Genomic DNA, 16,374 nt, shown 5'->3' with positions numbered 1-16,374 from the left:
TGGGTATGTGGTCGCACCTTGCGAAGATACCGTTCTTGATCAATAATGATCATAGTTGTCTAGCCCTTGGGTGTTATTCTCCGACTGACATGCCGTGAACCTTCTTTCAGAACCGCCCACTGAATCCCGGAAATTTCCTCGAACGGGGCCACCGCCTGCGTCCATCGAGTCGGGTATCCCCTCTCATAGTTCTTCATCAAAACAGAAACGGCATCATTATAGACCGGTCTGGATCGTGCTGGTCTTACTCCTACCCTGTCTGGCCCTCACCCTCTATTACGCGCGGTATGGCTTATCAGGTCCTCTGCAACCGGATTCGATTCTTCCGAGTCCCAGCTATGCCCTGGTGCTATTTCTGGTGTACCTGGATAGCGTGGGGTTGGTGGCGCTCACCCTCCTCTTGTCTCGAAATTTAATTCGAGCTTTTTTCGAAAAGCGGCATAAGCTGCTGGGGAAGGGGTTCCGGTCAAAGTTGGTCGCGGCCTTTATCGGCTTTGCCCTGATCCCCACCGTGCTACTGGCCTTGGTGGCGAGTGGGGTCATCAGTGAAGTCATCGACGTGTGGTTTAATGATCAGATCATGCATGTCTTACGGGATTCGGAAGAAGTCGCGCATCTCTATCAGGAGGAGCGTGAGTCATTAACCGCGGATACGGCGCGCGCCATCAGTAAAGAAATTTTCCGGGAAGATATTTTAAAACCGGAACATCGGGAATTATTGCGAGCCATCATGGCCCGCATGCAGCAGGAATATCATCTAGCGGGGGTGGAGGTCTTTTCGCCAAAAATGGAAACCCTGGCCCGCATGATGGATCCCAAATTGTCTGATGCGGTGTTGAGCCTGCCTGTGGGGCAATTGGTGCTCCATGTATTAGATACGGGTCAGCCAATGTCATCAGCCCAGGAAGCTCCGGTGGGGAAACTTATTCGGGCGGCAGCGCCGATTCGAGGGAATGGTCAAGCGGACCGGGTGTTTGGCGTCGTGGTGGTGTCGTCCTATGTGCCGGAAGCTTTGGTGATGAAAATGGATGGGATTGCCAAACAATTTGAGGAATATCGGCAGATTCTATCCATGAAAAATCCGATCAAGGGGGGAGCCTACTTATTTGTGGCTGTGGTGACTGTGCTGATTTTATTTGGCGCCACCTGGTTTGGATTTTATGTTGCCCGAGGGATTACCGTCCCCATTCAACGATTGGCTGAAGGGACCGAGGCGGTTGCCAAGGGTAATTTGGATGTGAAAATCGACGTCAAGGCGACGGATGAAATCGGGACGTTGGTCCAATCGTTTAATCGCATGACGGCTGATTTGCGTACCAGTAAAACCAGTTTGGAAGAAGTGAATATGTCACTCGTACGATCCAATGTGGAGATCGATCAACGGCGGGCCTACACCGAAGCGGTGGTGGAAACCATTGCTGCCGGAGTGCTATCGATCGATATGGCCGGTCTGATCTCTACCGTTAACCCCTCTGCAGAGCGGATTATGGGAGTGAAGGGAGACGATTTGCGCGGACGACCGGTCCATGACGCGTTCAAGTCCTTCAACCTGCAATTGTTTCAGAAAGCCTATGACCAGATGCTCCAGGAACAGACGGAAAGTGTGTCCATGGATGGCCAGATGGAAACACCCAACGGGCGCCTCTTGACCGTAGGCCTTAATATTTCCAGAATGCAAAACGAGGCCGGCTTGGACCTGGGCTTTGTGTTTGTCTTTGAAGATCGGACGGAATTCATTAAGGCGCAGAAAACAGCGGCCTGGCAGGAAGTGGCGCAACGCATTGCTCACGAAATTAAGAATCCGTTAACCCCGATTCAATTGTCTGCCCAACGTTTGCGAAAAAAATACGCAGAAAAATCTACAGGGTTTGATGAAATTTTCGATCAAGCTACCGGGGTCATCATTAGCGAAGTTACACGGTTAAAGGGGATGGTCGATGAGTTTTCAAAATATGCCAGAATGCCGCTTCCTCAGATGCGGAAGACTTCACTCCATGACATTATTGAGAAAGTGATCTCCCTCTATACGGGGGCTCATCGGGATATTGAATTTATTGTCGAATTAGATGAAGGCCTTCCCTCCCTGAATTGCGATCCGGAGCAGATGCACCGGGTGCTGGTCAATTTATTTGATAATGCGATTCAGGCCATGAATGATCACGGCCGTCTTTGGGTGACGACCGAGTGCGATTGGCGCCGGCATCGGGCCGTAGTCAGAGTGGCAGATGAAGGGATTGGTATTCAGCCGGATGATCACAAAATGTTGTTCGTGCCGTATTTTTCAAAAAAGCGAACGGGTACAGGGTTGGGATTAGCCATTGTGCATCGTATAATCTCCGATCACAACGGGACCATTCATGCCGAGAATCATCATCCAAAAGGTGCGTTATTTACATTCGAGTTGCCGTTGTAGGGGAGGAGAACGTCAGTGGCTGGACAGTCTTTTCTCCGGAAGGGTCGTTTTGCAAGACACACGTGAAGGACCACTCATTACACACCCGATGGAGGTCGTATTGTGGCCGAGACCATTTGCCTGATTGATGACGAACCAGCCATTCTCAATACCTTAAGCAGCATTCTTGAGGATGAAGGCTATCAAGTCCTGGTGGCGAAGAGCGGCCTGGAGGCGCTCAAGATTGTCCGAAGTGAGGTCCCGGACTTGGTCATTTTGGATATCTGGATGCCGGAGATGGATGGGCTGGAGACGTTGAAGCGATTGCGTACCCAGTTTCCCAACATCTTAGTTGTGATGATGTCCGGGCATGGATCCATTGAAACCGCTGTTAAATCCACAAAACTGGGCGCTTATGATTATTTAGAGAAACCCTTAGATTTAGAAAAAGTCACGATTTTGGTGCGAAATGCCTTGCACCAACGCAAGCTGGAAGAGGAAAACCTGAATCTCAGGATTCAGGTGGAGCGGCGATTTGAATTGGTGGGTTCTTCCCCTGCTATGGAGCGGCTTCGCGAACTGATTGCGATGGCGGCTCCAGCCAATAGTCGTGTGTTGATTGCCGGGGCCAATGGGACAGGGAAGGAACTTGTCGCCCGCGCCATTCATTTGCAGAGCCCACGGCATAATCGTTCCTTTGTGGAAATCAATTGTGCCGCGATTCCGGAAACGTTGATCGAGAGTGAATTATTCGGTCATGAAAAAGGGGCTTTCAGTGGCGCCAGCTCAATGAAACGTGGCAAGTTTGAGCTGGCTGACGGGGGAACTCTGTTTTTAGATGAAATCGGGGACATGAGTCTGGCCACGCAAGCCAAAGTGTTGCGTGCCCTTCAAGAGCAACAATTTACACGGGTTGGCGGAACAAAACTTATCAATGTTCAGGTCCGGGTCATTGCTGCATCCAATAAAGATTTGTCGGAAGAAATTGGAAAAGGGACCTTCCGTGAAGATCTCTATTACCGGTTAAATGTTCTGCCGATTGTGGTTCCGACCCTGAAGGAGCGTCGTGATGATATCCCTGAACTCGCGCAGCATTTTTTGCGACTTCATTCGGAAGAGCAGGGTATAAAACCTAAAGAGTTCAGTCCGCAGGGCATGGAGGCGTTGCAACGGCATGATTGGCCTGGAAATATTCGGGAACTCCGGAATTTGATTGAGCGTTTACTCATCATGGTGCCGAAGACAATCATTGATGCGGCGGATGTTGAGATGTTTCTCCAGGGCCGGGCGCCTAGCGGAGTGCCCTCTTTGGCCGTGGGGACCAACTATGACTCACTCCGGGAAGCCCGTAATGCCTTTGAGCGTGAAGTCATTTCTCTAAAACTCAGGGAGAATAATTGGAATGTCTCCAAAACCGCTGATGAATTGAAAATCGAGCGTAGTCATTTACACAGAAAGATTAAGTTACTTCATGTTGAACTCCGGCCCGAACATTAAGCCTCGCAGGACTCCTTCTCCCTCTTCTACTGAAACGTTGTCTCCCGGATCTTCCCATCCTTTCCAGATTGAAAAACTGGTGGCAGGCGGATTCAGTCTCGGACGACTGAATGGCCAGGTGGTGTTGTGTGCCGGTGGCATTCCCGGTGAATCCGTACAGGTGGAGATACTCAGTCGTCGCAAAGGCGTGAGCCGGGGGAAGATACTCCAGGTCCAGGATCCGGCTGAGAGCCGTGTAGTTCCACCCTGTCCGGTCGTCGGGCGATGTGGGGGATGCCAGCTTCAGCATGTGCAATACGAAGAACAACTTTCTCAAAAACGATTGATTCTGGAAGATACCCTTCGTCGGATTGGAAAAATTTTCGATGTACCGATTTCTCCAGTGATCCCGTCTCCGAGGCCCTATGGCTATCGGCAGGTCCTGCGCCTGGGAATCGGGGGGGGACCGGACGGATTATTCCTGGGATTTTTTGAATCAGGGACTCAGCAACTGCTACCGGTTGACACATGCTTTTTGGTGGACGATAAGATGCGATCGGTTATTGATGCTGTCCGGTCTAGCCTTCGCTCCTTGGTTATTGATGGGATGAATTTGGAGAGTGTGGAAATCCGATGGTCCCAACTGGAAGAGGTGGGGCTGTTGGTATTCCGCGGTCGAGCCGTGACCAAAGAACATGTCGAGCGTCTGATGAATGCCTGTTCTGAGATTCCCAACATCAAGGGCTGGATTTATGAACGCGCGGATGCACCAGAACATGATTCGAGGCACCGTTTGCGGCATGAGCCCATTGTGCGAGGAGCGGATCATGTCTGGGAAGCCTTCCGAGGATTGCGCCTGAAAATGGGGTATCGATCATTTATGCAGGCCAACTGGAACGTCTTTCAATTGTTGGGGAAGATGGTAGGGGAGTGGCTGGGTCATCTGAAAGGGCAACGAATTTTGGAGTTGTATGCTGGAACCGGCCCTTTAGGTCTCAGCCTCGCGAGCCAGGGTGCTCACGTGACCTGTGTGGAGGGGAATCCGTTTGCCATCCACGATGCCCGTGAGTCCCTGCGTATTAATGAGATTACAGGGTGTCGTGTGCGAATCAGTTCGGTCGAATCCTATCTCATGACTGTCAAATCCGGCGCCTACGATGTTATCCTCCTGGATCCTCCGCGTGCGGGGCTCAATCCAAAAGTTGTGGATCGCTTGGGAGTCTTGCAAGTCCCCAGACTGTTCTATCTTTCTTGCGACGCCCCGTCATTGGCCCGGGATATTAAATCGTTATGTGAAAAGGGCTATACCATTCAGCGCATGCAACCCTTTGATATGTTTCCCCAGACGGCACATCTCGAAACATTAGTTGAATTGACGCTTTCAGCACCTGAACCGGTCGACAAAGATTAAGGATACGCCATGGCCACCTATCGAGAAGCGGGAGTAGATATTCAACGAGGCGATGAATTTGTCAAACGAATTGGTCCTATGGTTCGGTCCACCTTCCGTCCTGAAGTCTTGGGAGACATCGGAGGGTTCGGGGGCCTCTTTCGATTTCCTTCCGACCGCTATCGTGAGCCGATTCTGGTGTCCGGGACGGATGGCGTCGGGACCAAGGTCAAGATGGCCACCTCGATGAATCGACATGATTCGATCGGAATTGATTTGGTCGCGATGTGCGTCAACGACATCATTGTGAGCGGAGCGGAGCCGCTCTTTTTCCTGGATTATCTCGCGACGGGTCATTTAGAAGTGGAAGTCGGAGAAGCGATTATTCAGGGAATTGCCGAGGGATGCCGCCAAGCCGGTTGTGCCTTAATCGGTGGAGAAACCGCAGAAATGCCGTCATGTTACCCGAAGGGAGAATACGATCTGGCCGGTTTTGCGGTAGGGGTGGTGGAACGGTCCGAGATGTTGGGCCCGGAAAAAATTAAACACGGGGATGTGTTGATTGGAGTCGGGTCGAGTGGCCTTCATAGTAATGGCTATTCTTTGGCGCGTAGAGTGGTGCTTGAGCTGAAGGAGTGGTCTCCTGAGACCCGGGTACCCGGTCTGCGTGGCACGGTCGGAGAGGCATTACTCAAGCCGACTCTTATTTACGTGAAACTAGTCAAAGCCTTATTGTCGAAGAGCCGATTGCATGGTCTGGCGCATATCACCGGTGGTGGAATTACCGGGAATGTGCCACGCGTCATTCCGGAGTCCTGCCAAGCGGTCATCGATCGAAGCACGTGGGCGCCACTCTCGTTGTTCACAGTTCTTCAAGAAGCAGGTGCCATTGATCAAGACGAAATGTTTCGCGTGTTTAACATGGGCATTGGTCTGGTCGTGGTGAGCCCCCATGAAGAAACCAGTCGGATATTGGACATAGTTCAGGAACAAGGGATGACAGGCTGGGTCATTGGAGAGGTTCGAGAGCGGCCGTCTTCTGAGCCAAAACTTTATTATTCGCATTAGAAGGTTGAAACTGTGTCGCTTGCACTTGGAGTCTTAATCTCCGGCCGGGGATCAAACCTTGTCGCAATTCTAGATGCCATTGATCGGGGCGCATTGGATGCGACTCTCAAGGTCGTAGCCAGCAACAAGCTCAATGCCGCGGGGATGGAGCGGGCGAAAGAGCGGGGCGTTCCTACGATCTATCTAGATCCAAAGCCTTTTGCCCAGGAGACCAACCCTCGCGAAGCCTATGATCTGGCTATGGGTGCCCTTCTTCGGCAACATGGAGTGGAATATGTGGCCCTGGCAGGATATATGCGGATTGTGACCCCCGCCTTAATTCGGATGTACCCATCGAAGATTTTTAATATTCATCCCTCACTCCTGCCGGCGTTTCCAGGACTCGATGCGCAGCGCCAAGCCTTGGAGTGGGGAACAAAAGTGAGCGGTTGCACGGTGCATTTGGTGACGGAAGGGGTCGACGAAGGGCCGATTATTGTGCAAGCCGCCGTGCCCATTCTTGAAGGGGATACGGTGGAATCCTTATCCGCCCGTATATTGGAGAAAGAGCATGAATGTTATCCTCAAGCTCTTCAATTGATGGCACAACAACGATTAAATCTGGAAGGGCGTCAGGTTCACATTCTTTCCAATGACGAATCGATTAAAGAGAGGATGAGTGGATCGGGAGGTACACAAAAAAAATAGATCAGCGATGGCAACACGACTAATAGTCAGTTATAATCCTTCGATATTTTTCAATACATAAGATTTTCTTTTTTCCAACGCTGCATATAGCAGGAATCTCAAGTGTGGGGGGCTAGCTCAGTTGGGAGAGCACTACGTTCGCAACGTAGGGGTCGCGGGTTCAACTCCCGTGCCCTCCACCATTTTTATTTGCGTCTTGCCGCTCGGCAACTCAATTCGCGGGTTCCGGTTCGAGAATTCTCTTCTCACTTCCACCAGGTTTTAAAAATTTCCTCATTTCTATTCGAAGCCAGATAGATCCATTTCTCACCTGACTGACCAGGTGTGTCTTTCTGATCGCGACGGGATTCCCATCAATTTTCGGGCACTGGTCTTCTGAAAGCTAAAACCTCCTTGTCGCAAATTTTCTTTTGGTCACAATGCGCCAGGAGGAGCTCATTTGCCTGAGGGCATTCTTTAACTTTTCTTCAACGGTGATTGTGTGTGTTGGCAGTTCTTTCGTCAACAAACTGCCAATGGTGGACGGCTTTTTTGATAACCTGTGTTTGGAAATTCAGGTTCGGGATAGAAAATGAAAAGGGCATTATGCTTTAATCTGCATAATATTAGTTAACTTTATGTAGTATTATGCGATTTTCTAAAAAAAGCGAGTATGCCTTGCGGGCCATGACCGAGCTGACTCAAGAGTTCGGGCATGGACTCGTGCAACGGAAATCCCTGGCTGAGCGGCAGAATATTCCATTGGGTTTTCTGGAAATGATTTTGTTGTCGTTGAAAAACGCCGGGCTCATCGGGAGTCGTCGTGGTGCCCATGGCGGGGTGTTTTTAATTAAGTCGCCACGGGAAGTGACATTGGGGCAGATTATTCGCCTTCTGGATGGTCCGCTGGCACCAATTGCCTGTGTGAGTCAGACGGCCTATCAGAAATGCCGGGATTGTCCCCATGCGGCAACGAAGACATGTCCAATTCAGCGCATCATGCTGGATGTTCGGAACGCAATCGCGTCGGTCCTTGATCATTACACTTTGGAAGATTTTGTATTTCCCCAGAAGGGAGGGGCACTACTCAATCTGAAAACACCACCAGTGTCAGGTGCAACACAGAAGAAACAGAAGTCGTCGGATAGTCAATTTTAGCCAGTCTTTTTTTGCTGTCGTCATGCGGCAAGGTCAACGATAAGAGGAACCTATGGAAACTCATTGGCGTAGTGTGGTGAAAGGCATAAGTTGGCGGGCAGTGGGTACCTTGGATACCACTCTCCTGGTGTTTATTTTTTCGGGTGAACTCCTTCTTGCCGCTTCCGTTGGCCTGACGGAATTGGTCACGAAAATATTTTTATATTGGGTCCATGAGCGAGTCTGGCAAAAAATTCACTGGGGGCGGATATATCCGACAACCAGTTCTCCATAGTTTCTCCATGAATGATATTTTCTTTCATCACAAAAGGATAAATGATATGGCACGGCAAATACTGATGAGTGGGGCGCTGATGGCTTTCCTTGGTGTCGCAATTGGCGCTTTTGGCGCGCATGGACTCAAGCCATTTCTTTCGGAACAGATGTTGGCGGCCTTTGAAACTGGTGTCCGGTATCATTTGATCCATGCCTTGGCCATTCTTGGTGCTGGATTGAGTCTGGCGAATGTTCCCCTTCGCCAGTTCAGATGGGCAGGTTGGGCCTTTTCCCTGGGCATCGTGTTGTTTTCAGGAAGCCTTTATGTCATGTCCATTTCCGGTGTGCGCGGATTGGGGATGATCACGCCTTTGGGAGGCCTGTGTTTTCTGGTGGGATGGGGCTTGCTTGCGCGAGGGTATTGGAAAGCCTTTCCCGCTGAGAACACTCCATTCTCTCGGCCGGATGGTACCTAGTCGAGACCTCCTCTTGCTTTGATTAGGGCGTTGGTGTTTCTGTCTGAGGCAATGTGTTTTTGACGATAAATGGCGGGCTGGTCTCTCCCATATAAAGCGTTCGATGGGGAAAAGGAATTTCAATGCCATTCTGGTCAAAGGCTTTTTTCAGACGTCGCCGGTATTCCCGCCCGACTCCCCATTGCTCGATGGGAATGGTTTTGATTCGAGCTTTGATGACGACTTCCGATTCCCCAAAAGCATCTACGCCCATTATTTCAATGGGTTCCAGGATTTTCCTGCCCAATTGCTCATCTTGTTGCAGGTCTTTTCCGATCTCGCGCATGATTTCTGTCACGCGGTCAGTGTCCTCTTTATAAGCCACGCCGATATTCATGACATAGGCTGACCAATCTTTCGTCATATTGGAAAGGGTCGTGACGGTGCCATTCGGAAAAATGTGGACCGTTCCCGCCTGGTCGCGTAGGGTAATGGTTCTAAAGCTGATGGCTTCGACTAAGCCACCGGTTCCATTGACCACGGCCACATCCCCGATCCGAACCTGGTTTTCTAAAATAATAAAAAATCCGTTAATGACATCTCGAACCAGATTTTGGGCTCCAAAGCCGACGGCCAGTCCCACGATGCCTGCACTGGCGATAATGGGTGTGATATCCAACCCTATTTGATCTAAGCCCATCACGACGGCAACGACCCAAACCATTGTAAGACAGATGGTCAGAAGCAAGCCGATGAGCGTTTTAACCCGTTTTTCACGGGCCAGGCGGTCCTTATCATTATTTTCCCTTATTGTGAGTAAAAAGATTTCGAGTCTGTGCAGGCCAAACCGAACGGCACGTATCCCAACATAGGCAACCACGAGGATAAGGAGAAGGCGCAAGCTTCCTTCCATCATGACGAGCGATTTGGCTGCGAGAAAGGGAGTGAGTTTTTCAAAAACAAAAGATTCCATCCATGACCTCCTTAAAGAGAAAGAAAATAGTCAATTGGTGAAGGACTGTTTCAACTCGGCCCAATCGAGAGTCTGAGCCAGAGAAGAATGCCTATTCTTTCAAGGGACCGGAGCATTGGCAAGCCGGAAGGGAGGGCAATGCCATCTATCTACAATCCGAGCTGAGAATTTGAGAATGAAATCAATTGTAGGGGGTTTTGCCAAACGACTCTTTTTCACGGAGACCTTAGACCACATTTTTTGGCTCTCCCTTGACACATGGGATCTTGGGTGGTAAAAAACTCAAAATAGGTCGTCAAGGACAATGAAGTCCAATGGTCGGCCTCCATACAATAGAATAACCCGGACAATGAAGTCCTCAGCCAAAAATTTGGTTGGGGATTTTTTTTTGCCTTTTTAGCCCATGACCTCTCTTTGGAGTTGGAGAAACCCCAAAAAATTTGGTCAATGAAGCGTGGCTGATCATGACCGAGGCAAGGTGGCGTGGAAAATTTTGGTCGTGTTTTGGCGAGTGCGACCTCAAAAACATGGAGGGCTACATGATTGGAGACCTAATGGCTGGAATCACCTTTCACCACTCACCTAAGAGTCGAGGATCTGGAGGGCTGGTCAGCGTCGGTCTTGCGCTGCTTGCGATTATTGGCGGATTGAGCGTGAGTGAGGCGGCGGTGCTCACCAAGGAGGATTTCAAGCTCTATGGGTATGTGGAGGCGTCCTACACTCAAAATTTCAACTTTCCCAAAAATTCCGGGGCCAATGCGAATCAGTTGCGCATCTTTGATGGGGACGCCAATTCTTTCAGGCCCAATATGGCCCAATTGGTCTTTGAGAAGGAAGCGACGAACGGGAGCAATGCCGTCGAACGTGCCGGCTTCCGCCTCAAATTAGATGTGGGTGAGGATGTGCAATTTACAGGCGGGCGAACCGGGGATGATGTGGATTTCCAGGAAATGTATGTCCAGTATGTCGCCCCGCTGGGCAACGGGTTGGATATTCGGATTGGACGAATGAATTCCCTGGTGGGATATGAAGTCATTGAGAGTCCCTACAATAATAATTATTCCCGATCCTGGTTGTTTGGATTGGGTCAGCCCTTCACGATCACCGGCATTCGTGTGGCCTATGCGGTCAACGAGAAGCTTTCCTTGTCAATGAGTGCCCTGAATTCCTATACCGGGTTGACGGAAGATAATAATACGGCGAAATCTGTGGAAGGGTTGGTCTCCTATCACCCCACGGAACAACTTGGATTGAATGTGTATGGCATTGTGGGAAAAGAGAGTTCGAATACGAGATCCGGGTCAGGGAAACGGGTTCTGGTCGGGGGGTATGTGACCTTCCAGGCTACCGATCAATTAGGCTTTGTGGTGGAGGGGTATTATGCCAATCAGGAAAATGCAAGTGCGATCAGCTCGGGCAAAAATGCCCGTTGGGATGGGGTAGCCGGGTATGCCATTTATGATTTCAATGACCAATGGGGCCTCCGGTTTCGTGGAGAAATTTGGGAGGATGCCGGCGGCGATCAGAGCTGTTTGGGGACGGCCGGATCCGGGGGCAATTCGAATGTGTGTACCGTTTCTGCCCCAATAGCTCAAACGCTGTGGGAGAATACGGTGACGCTTCAATATAAGCCCGCGCCCTCGCTGATCACGCGATTGGAATTTCGCTATGACAAATCCAATCAAAATGTCTTTTTAGATGGAAAAAATAACTCAACCAATAACCAACAAACACTGGCAGTTGAAGCCATTTTCCTCTTTTAAGAAGAGGTAGAAGGAGCAAAGACGATGAACGTCTCTATTCAAAAAGCCAGTAGAGCCATATTTTCCGGATTCATGTCCGTCCTGGTACTGGACCGTCTGGGCTCATACGTGTGGGCCGAGGAGGGAGGCGCGTCGCAACTCAATGCCGGCGACACGGCTTGGGTGTTGATATCCTCGGCGCTGGTATTGGCCATGATCATTCCCGGATTAGCGTTGTTTTATGGCGGGATGGTTCGAAGTAAAAATGTGTTAAGTACGATGATGCATAGCTTTATTGCGGTCTGTCTCGTCAGTGTGGTGTGGGTATTTTGGGGCTATAGTTTTGCGTTTGCTCCCGACGTGGGAGGGATCATTGGGGGACTGAAATGGTTGGGATTAGCCGGGGTGGGACCCGAACCGCTTGAAGGTTCAACGATTCCCCATTTAGCTTTTATGGTGTTTCAGCTCATGTTTGCGGCGATTACGGTTGCGCTCATTAGCGGAGCCATTGCCGAGCGAATGAAATTTAGCGCCTTTGCCTTATTTGCGGTGTTATGGGTCACGTTCGTTTATGCCCCCCTGGCTCATTGGGTATGGGGGGGAGGCTGGTTGGCTGAGTTGGGGGACTTGGATTTTGCCGGCGGGACGGTCGTCCATATTAGTTCTGGGGTGGCTGCGTTAGCCTGCGCCCTTGTCTTAGGAAAACGCCACGGATATGGTACCGAGAATATGAGCCCTCATAACCTCCCGTTTACGGTCATCGGGGCCAGTTTACTGTGGATCGGGTGGTTCGGTTTTAACGCGGGAAGCGCCTTGGCGGCTAATGGGGTTGCGGCCAGCGCCTTTGTGGCCACTCATGTGGCGACAGCCGCAGGAGCATTAGCCTGGGTCGGAGTGGAGGGACTCTATCGAGGAAGATCAACGGTGTTGGGCGGGGCTAGCGGCGCAGTCGCGGGGCTGGTTTCTATTACGCCAGCCGCCGGCTATGTGGGTCCCATCGCGGCGATTGTGATTGGTTTTGGAGGAGGTGTGGTGTGTTATCTCGGTGTATTTTTAAAGCATAAACTGGGCTATGATGATGCCTTAGATGTGCTTGGCATCCATGGAATCGGAGGAACCTGGGGGGCAGTGGCTACCGGGTTATTCGCCAGCATGGGTGGAGGCACCGGGCTCTTTTTCGGGAATCCCGGGCAGGTCGTCATTCAGTTCATTGGAGTCGGTGCAACCTGGGTGTTCTCATTTGTCGGCACCTTCCTTATTCTCAAGCTCGTTGACGGCACGATCGGGTTACGCATCAATCGGGAAGAAGAGGTGCTTGGATGTGATCTGACCCAACACCGGGAACGGGCATATGGTTAATACATACCAAAGAGATGTGAAGGGTTCGAGAGCAAGTGACGGTCAGATGGGTCTGTCGCCACCACGAATGAAGAGGTTTTTCAGAGTGTCATAATCCAATGGAAGGATGGTTCGTATGAAGCTGATTCAAGCCATTATTAAACCCTTTAAATTAGATGAAGTGAAAGATGCCTTGATCGAGTTGGGAATTCAAGGCATGACTGTGACCGAAGTCAAGGGATTTGGTCGTCAAAAAGGACATAAAGAGACCTACCGGGGCACTGAATATCAGATTGAATTCGTCCCCAAGATTAAACTGGAAATCGCTTTGGCCGATGAGCGGGTGGGGGAAGCGCTGGAAGCCATTATGCGTGCTGCCAAAACCGGCAGTATTGGGGATGGAAAAATTTTCGTGTCCGAGCTGCATAGTGTCATCCGTATTCGTACGGGGGAATCAGGCGAAGGAGCGGTCTGACAATTGCCACCCTATCACACCACGTGTTTACTCGAGGAGGGGAAATGAATCTGTTCGTTCCACGCTCAACGATGGGAAGGTTGACCGGATTGGTCTTATGGATAAGTCTGAGTCAGCCCTTTGCTGTGTGGGCAGGTGAAGACGGTTTGCCAAAAATTGATACGGGGGATACGGCCTGGCTCTTAATGTCTTCTGCGCTGGTGTTATGTATGACGCTTCCCGGACTGGCCCTATTTTACGGCGGGCTGGTTCGCAAAAAAAATGTGCTCGGGACCATTATGCATACGATGGTGATTCTGTGTTTAATCAGCGTGATTTGGGTGTTGTGCGGATACAGTTTAGCCTTCGGTCCTGATATTGGAGGATTAATCGGGGGACTGGAATGGGTGGGGCTGAATGGTGTGGGATTGGATCCGAGTCCGACCTATGCCTCAACGGTGCCCCATCAAGTCTTTATGTTCTTTCAACTCATGTTTGCGGCCATTACGGTCGCACTCATTACCGGCAGTGTAGCCGAGCGAATGAAATTTAAAGCCTTATTGTTGTTTGCCGTCTTATGGTCTCTCCTGATTTATACCCCATTGGCACATTGGGTGTGGGGTGGAGGATGGTTAGCCAAGCTTGGAGCTTTGGATTTTGCCGGCGGTGCAGTGGTCCACATCTCGTCCGGGTTCGGGGCGTTGGTCTGTGCGGTGATGCTTGGAAAACGCAAGGGGTTTGGGGCAGATCCGATGCCCCCGCATGACTTGCCGATGACCATTCTGGGAGCAGGACTTCTCTGGTTCGGGTGGTTCGGCTTCAACGGGGGGAGTGCGCTAGGAGCCAACGGTGTGGCTGCGGTCGCGTTTCTCGCCACTCACACGGCCGCGTCGGCAGGGGGACTCAGCTGGATGGTGGCTGAATGGGTCCATAGGGGGAAGCCGACCGTGTTAGGGGTCGCCAGTGGGGTGGTCGCGGGTTTGGCCACGGTGACTCCGGCTGCAGGATTTATCGGGCCGATGTCAGCCCTCTTGATTGGGTTGGTTGCGGGCACCGTCTGCTATGTTGCGGTCGTGTGGAAAATGCGGTTTGGCTATGATGATTCCCTGGATGTTGTCGGTATTCATGGCGTGGGCGGATTCATAGGCATCCTCGCGACAGGGTTGTTTGCCTCAATCGGAGCCCAGGGTTTGTTTTTCGGGAACGCCGGACAGTTCGGTATACAAGTCGTATTGGCTTTGGTAACCTTGACCTTTTCTGTCATTGGAACCTATCTCATTCTTAAAATCGTGGATGTGACAGTCGGACTGAGAGTCTCCGCCCAGGACGAGGAAATGGGATTGGATCTTAGTCAACATAATGAGCGAGCCTATTCCTAAGGCAGGAGGGATGTGGATGAGCATGATTCGGTGGAACGATCATTGCCTCTGATCCACTTCTGATGAGTGCCTGGTAGTGGTTGCGGCGGTGAGAGCGTGGGATTACTTTTATAAACAGATGTGCTTGCGAAGGAGGTATTGAATGACCGCGAAAGAAGTGTTGGATTTTGCGAAAAAGAACAAGGTGGAAATGGTCGATGTCAAGTTTGTCGATCTCATGGGTACCTGGCAGCATTTTTCGATTCCCACCTCAGAATTAACGTTGGATTTATTTAAAGAGGGCTCGGGATTTGATGGATCGTCTATCCGTGGCTGGCGCATGATCCAAAATAGCGACATGCTGATCGTGCCTGATCCGAACACCGCCTGCATGGATCCGTTCACGGAAATTCCGACGTTAAGCATCGTGGGGGACGTGCAAGATCCGATTACCCGAACCGTCTATGAGCGGGATCCTCGTGGAGTAGCCCTTCGCGCGGAACAATATCTCAAGAGCACCAAAATCGGGGATGTTTCCTTTTGGGGGCCTGAAGCCGAATTTTTTATTTTTGACCATGTGTCGTTCGATCAAAACAGTCACTCCAGTTATTACTTCGTCGATTCGGAAGAGGGCATCTGGAATTCCGGGAAAGACGGAGAGAACCTCGGGTCTCGACCGCGCCATAAGGAGGGATATTTCCCTGTGGCCCCTGTCGACTCGCAACAGGATATCCGGTCGGAGATGTGCCGGGAAATGGAAAAAGCCGGGATCAAAGTGGAGAAACATCATCATGAAGTGGCCACGGGCGGGCAAGCTGAAATCGACCTTCGATTCGACACCCTGGTCAAGATGGCCGATCAGATGATGATGTACAAGTATATTGTGCGCAATGTCGCGCGTCGGCATAACAAAACTGTCACTTTTATGCCCAAGCCGCTCTACGGGGATAATGGCACCGGAATGCATACCCATCAGAGTATCTGGAAAGACGGGAAACCATTGTTTGCCGGGAAGGAATATGCGGGGGTCTCGCAGATGTGCCTGTATTATATCGGCGGCATTCTCAAGCATGCGCCGGCGTTAGCCGCGCTCACCAACCCGATTACGAACTCGTATAAACGGCTCACCCCGGGCTTTGAAGCGCCGGTGTTGCTAGCCTACTCCAGTCGGAACCGCTCAGCGGGCATCCGGATACCCATGTATTCGCCAAGTCCCAAGGCCAAACGCATTGAGGTCCGGTTCCCTGATCCCTCGTGCAATGTGTATTTGGCCTTCAGTGCCATGCTCATGGCCGGGTTAGACGGGATTCAAAATAAAATTCATCCGGGCGAAGCCATGGATAAGAATCTCTATGACTTAGAGCCGGAGGAATTAGGGAATATTCCCTCATTGCCGTCCAGTCTGGAACAGGCCTTAAAGGCCCTTGAGGATGACCATGAATTTCTCTTGAAAGGCGGAGTGTTTTCCGAGGACCTGCTTGAAGCCTGGATTGCCTATAAACGGACCAATGAAATCGATGCCATTCGAGTCAGGCCACACCCGTATGAATATGCTATGTACTTTGATTGCTAAGCGCTGAAAAATGGCCTTCCCCACATTCTTGTGGGGAAGGCATACGGTTAATACTCACGCCCGGGCAAGTCAGATG

Annotated in this window: 14 protein-coding genes and 1 tRNA gene; 14 read left to right on the top strand and 1 reads right to left on the bottom strand. The window is 50.9% G+C overall.

Annotated features, from left to right (window positions below; all coding sequences use genetic code 11):
* The first annotated feature begins 94 nt into the window (after positions 1 to 94).
* The 9 genes from PJI16_02290 to PJI16_02250 all read left to right on the top strand — a co-directional run bounded on the left by PJI16_02290 (position 95) and on the right by PJI16_02250 (position 8,881).
* Entirely contained in the window at positions 95 to 2,413 is a 2,319-nt protein-coding gene (locus PJI16_02290) for an ATP-binding protein (protein ID MDT3776388.1), read from the top strand.
* Positions 2,414 to 2,515: 102 nt separating this feature from the next.
* Complete coding sequence (locus PJI16_02285; GenBank protein ID MDT3776387.1) at positions 2,516 to 3,889, top strand: sigma-54 dependent transcriptional regulator; 1,374 nt, start codon at positions 2,516 to 2,518, stop codon at positions 3,887 to 3,889.
* Positions 3,864 to 5,279, top strand: a complete 1,416-nt coding sequence (gene rlmD / locus PJI16_02280) for a 23S rRNA (uracil(1939)-C(5))-methyltransferase RlmD (protein MDT3776386.1) — start codon at positions 3,864 to 3,866, stop codon at positions 5,277 to 5,279. Before PJI16_02285 ends, rlmD begins: the two co-directional genes overlap by 26 nt.
* A gap of 9 nt (positions 5,280 to 5,288) precedes the next feature.
* On the top strand, positions 5,289 to 6,326 hold the full coding sequence (purM, locus tag PJI16_02275) for a phosphoribosylformylglycinamidine cyclo-ligase (GenBank protein ID MDT3776385.1): 1,038 nt from the start codon (positions 5,289 to 5,291) through the stop codon (positions 6,324 to 6,326).
* A gap of 12 nt (positions 6,327 to 6,338) precedes the next feature.
* Positions 6,339 to 7,013 carry a phosphoribosylglycinamide formyltransferase gene (gene purN, locus PJI16_02270; GenBank protein ID MDT3776384.1) on the top strand — a complete coding sequence of 225 codons (675 nt, stop codon included), beginning with the start codon at positions 6,339 to 6,341 and terminating at the stop codon, positions 7,011 to 7,013.
* A 106-nt stretch (positions 7,014 to 7,119) separates the two neighbouring features.
* Positions 7,120 to 7,195: transfer RNA gene (locus PJI16_02265), tRNA-Ala, on the top strand.
* A 445-nt stretch (positions 7,196 to 7,640) separates the two neighbouring features.
* Entirely contained in the window at positions 7,641 to 8,150 is a 510-nt protein-coding gene (locus tag PJI16_02260; protein MDT3776383.1) for an Rrf2 family transcriptional regulator, read from the top strand.
* 52 nt (positions 8,151 to 8,202) lie between these two features.
* Complete coding sequence (locus tag PJI16_02255; GenBank protein MDT3776382.1) at positions 8,203 to 8,424, top strand: DUF2061 domain-containing protein; 222 nt, start codon at positions 8,203 to 8,205, stop codon at positions 8,422 to 8,424.
* A gap of 46 nt (positions 8,425 to 8,470) precedes the next feature.
* A complete protein-coding gene (locus PJI16_02250; GenBank protein MDT3776381.1) occupies positions 8,471 to 8,881 on the top strand; it encodes a DUF423 domain-containing protein in 411 nt (136 codons plus the stop codon).
* A 22-nt stretch (positions 8,882 to 8,903) separates the two neighbouring features.
* Here the strand turns inward: PJI16_02250 and PJI16_02245 are convergent, their stop codons facing one another.
* Positions 8,904 to 9,833, bottom strand: coding sequence for a mechanosensitive ion channel family protein (locus PJI16_02245; GenBank protein ID MDT3776380.1), 930 nt, complete (start codon positions 9,831 to 9,833; stop codon positions 8,904 to 8,906).
* Positions 9,834 to 10,372: 539 nt separating this feature from the next.
* Between PJI16_02245 and PJI16_02240 the strand changes: the two genes are divergently transcribed.
* The 5 genes from PJI16_02240 (at position 10,373) to glnA (ending at position 16,298) form a co-directional block, all read left to right on the top strand.
* Positions 10,373 to 11,596: a porin gene (locus tag PJI16_02240; GenBank protein MDT3776379.1), complete on the top strand. Its 1,224-nt coding sequence runs from the start codon at positions 10,373 to 10,375 to the stop codon at positions 11,594 to 11,596.
* A 72-nt stretch (positions 11,597 to 11,668) separates the two neighbouring features.
* Positions 11,669 to 12,934, top strand: coding sequence for an ammonium transporter (locus tag PJI16_02235; protein MDT3776378.1), 1,266 nt, complete (start codon positions 11,669 to 11,671; stop codon positions 12,932 to 12,934).
* A 115-nt stretch (positions 12,935 to 13,049) separates the two neighbouring features.
* Entirely contained in the window at positions 13,050 to 13,388 is a 339-nt protein-coding gene (locus tag PJI16_02230; protein ID MDT3776377.1) for a P-II family nitrogen regulator, read from the top strand.
* A gap of 71 nt (positions 13,389 to 13,459) precedes the next feature.
* On the top strand, positions 13,460 to 14,746 hold the full coding sequence (locus PJI16_02225) for an ammonium transporter (protein ID MDT3776376.1): 1,287 nt from the start codon (positions 13,460 to 13,462) through the stop codon (positions 14,744 to 14,746).
* A gap of 142 nt (positions 14,747 to 14,888) precedes the next feature.
* Entirely contained in the window at positions 14,889 to 16,298 is a 1,410-nt protein-coding gene (gene glnA, locus PJI16_02220; GenBank protein ID MDT3776375.1) for a type I glutamate--ammonia ligase, read from the top strand.
* Positions 16,299 to 16,374 lie beyond the last annotated feature (76 nt).

This window comes from Nitrospira sp. MA-1 (genome assembly GCA_032139905.1).
Classification (GTDB): Bacteria; Nitrospirota; Nitrospiria; order Nitrospirales; family UBA8639; genus Nitrospira_E.
This window is presented reverse-complemented; position numbering and strand designations above follow the sequence as displayed.

Excerpts from the sequence above, each read along its gene's own strand:
- rlmD (MDT3776386.1), top strand. The coding sequence starts at position 3,864 with ATGTTGAACTCCGGCCCGAACATTAAGCCTCGCAGGACTCCTTCTCCC.
- purM (MDT3776385.1), top strand. The coding sequence starts at position 5,289 with ATGGCCACCTATCGAGAAGCGGGAGTAGATATTCAACGAGGCGATGAA.
- PJI16_02260 (MDT3776383.1), top strand. The coding sequence starts at position 7,641 with ATGCGATTTTCTAAAAAAAGCGAGTATGCCTTGCGGGCCATGACCGAG.
- PJI16_02255 (MDT3776382.1), top strand. The coding sequence starts at position 8,203 with ATGGAAACTCATTGGCGTAGTGTGGTGAAAGGCATAAGTTGGCGGGCA.
- PJI16_02250 (MDT3776381.1), top strand. The coding sequence starts at position 8,471 with ATGGCACGGCAAATACTGATGAGTGGGGCGCTGATGGCTTTCCTTGGT.
- PJI16_02245 (MDT3776380.1), bottom strand. The coding sequence starts at position 9,833 with ATGGAATCTTTTGTTTTTGAAAAACTCACTCCCTTTCTCGCAGCCAAA.
- PJI16_02240 (MDT3776379.1), top strand. The coding sequence starts at position 10,373 with ATGATTGGAGACCTAATGGCTGGAATCACCTTTCACCACTCACCTAAG.
- PJI16_02235 (MDT3776378.1), top strand. The coding sequence starts at position 11,669 with ATGTCCGTCCTGGTACTGGACCGTCTGGGCTCATACGTGTGGGCCGAG.
- PJI16_02230 (MDT3776377.1), top strand. The coding sequence starts at position 13,050 with ATGAAGCTGATTCAAGCCATTATTAAACCCTTTAAATTAGATGAAGTG.
- PJI16_02225 (MDT3776376.1), top strand. The coding sequence starts at position 13,460 with ATGGGAAGGTTGACCGGATTGGTCTTATGGATAAGTCTGAGTCAGCCC.
- glnA (MDT3776375.1), top strand. The coding sequence starts at position 14,889 with ATGACCGCGAAAGAAGTGTTGGATTTTGCGAAAAAGAACAAGGTGGAA.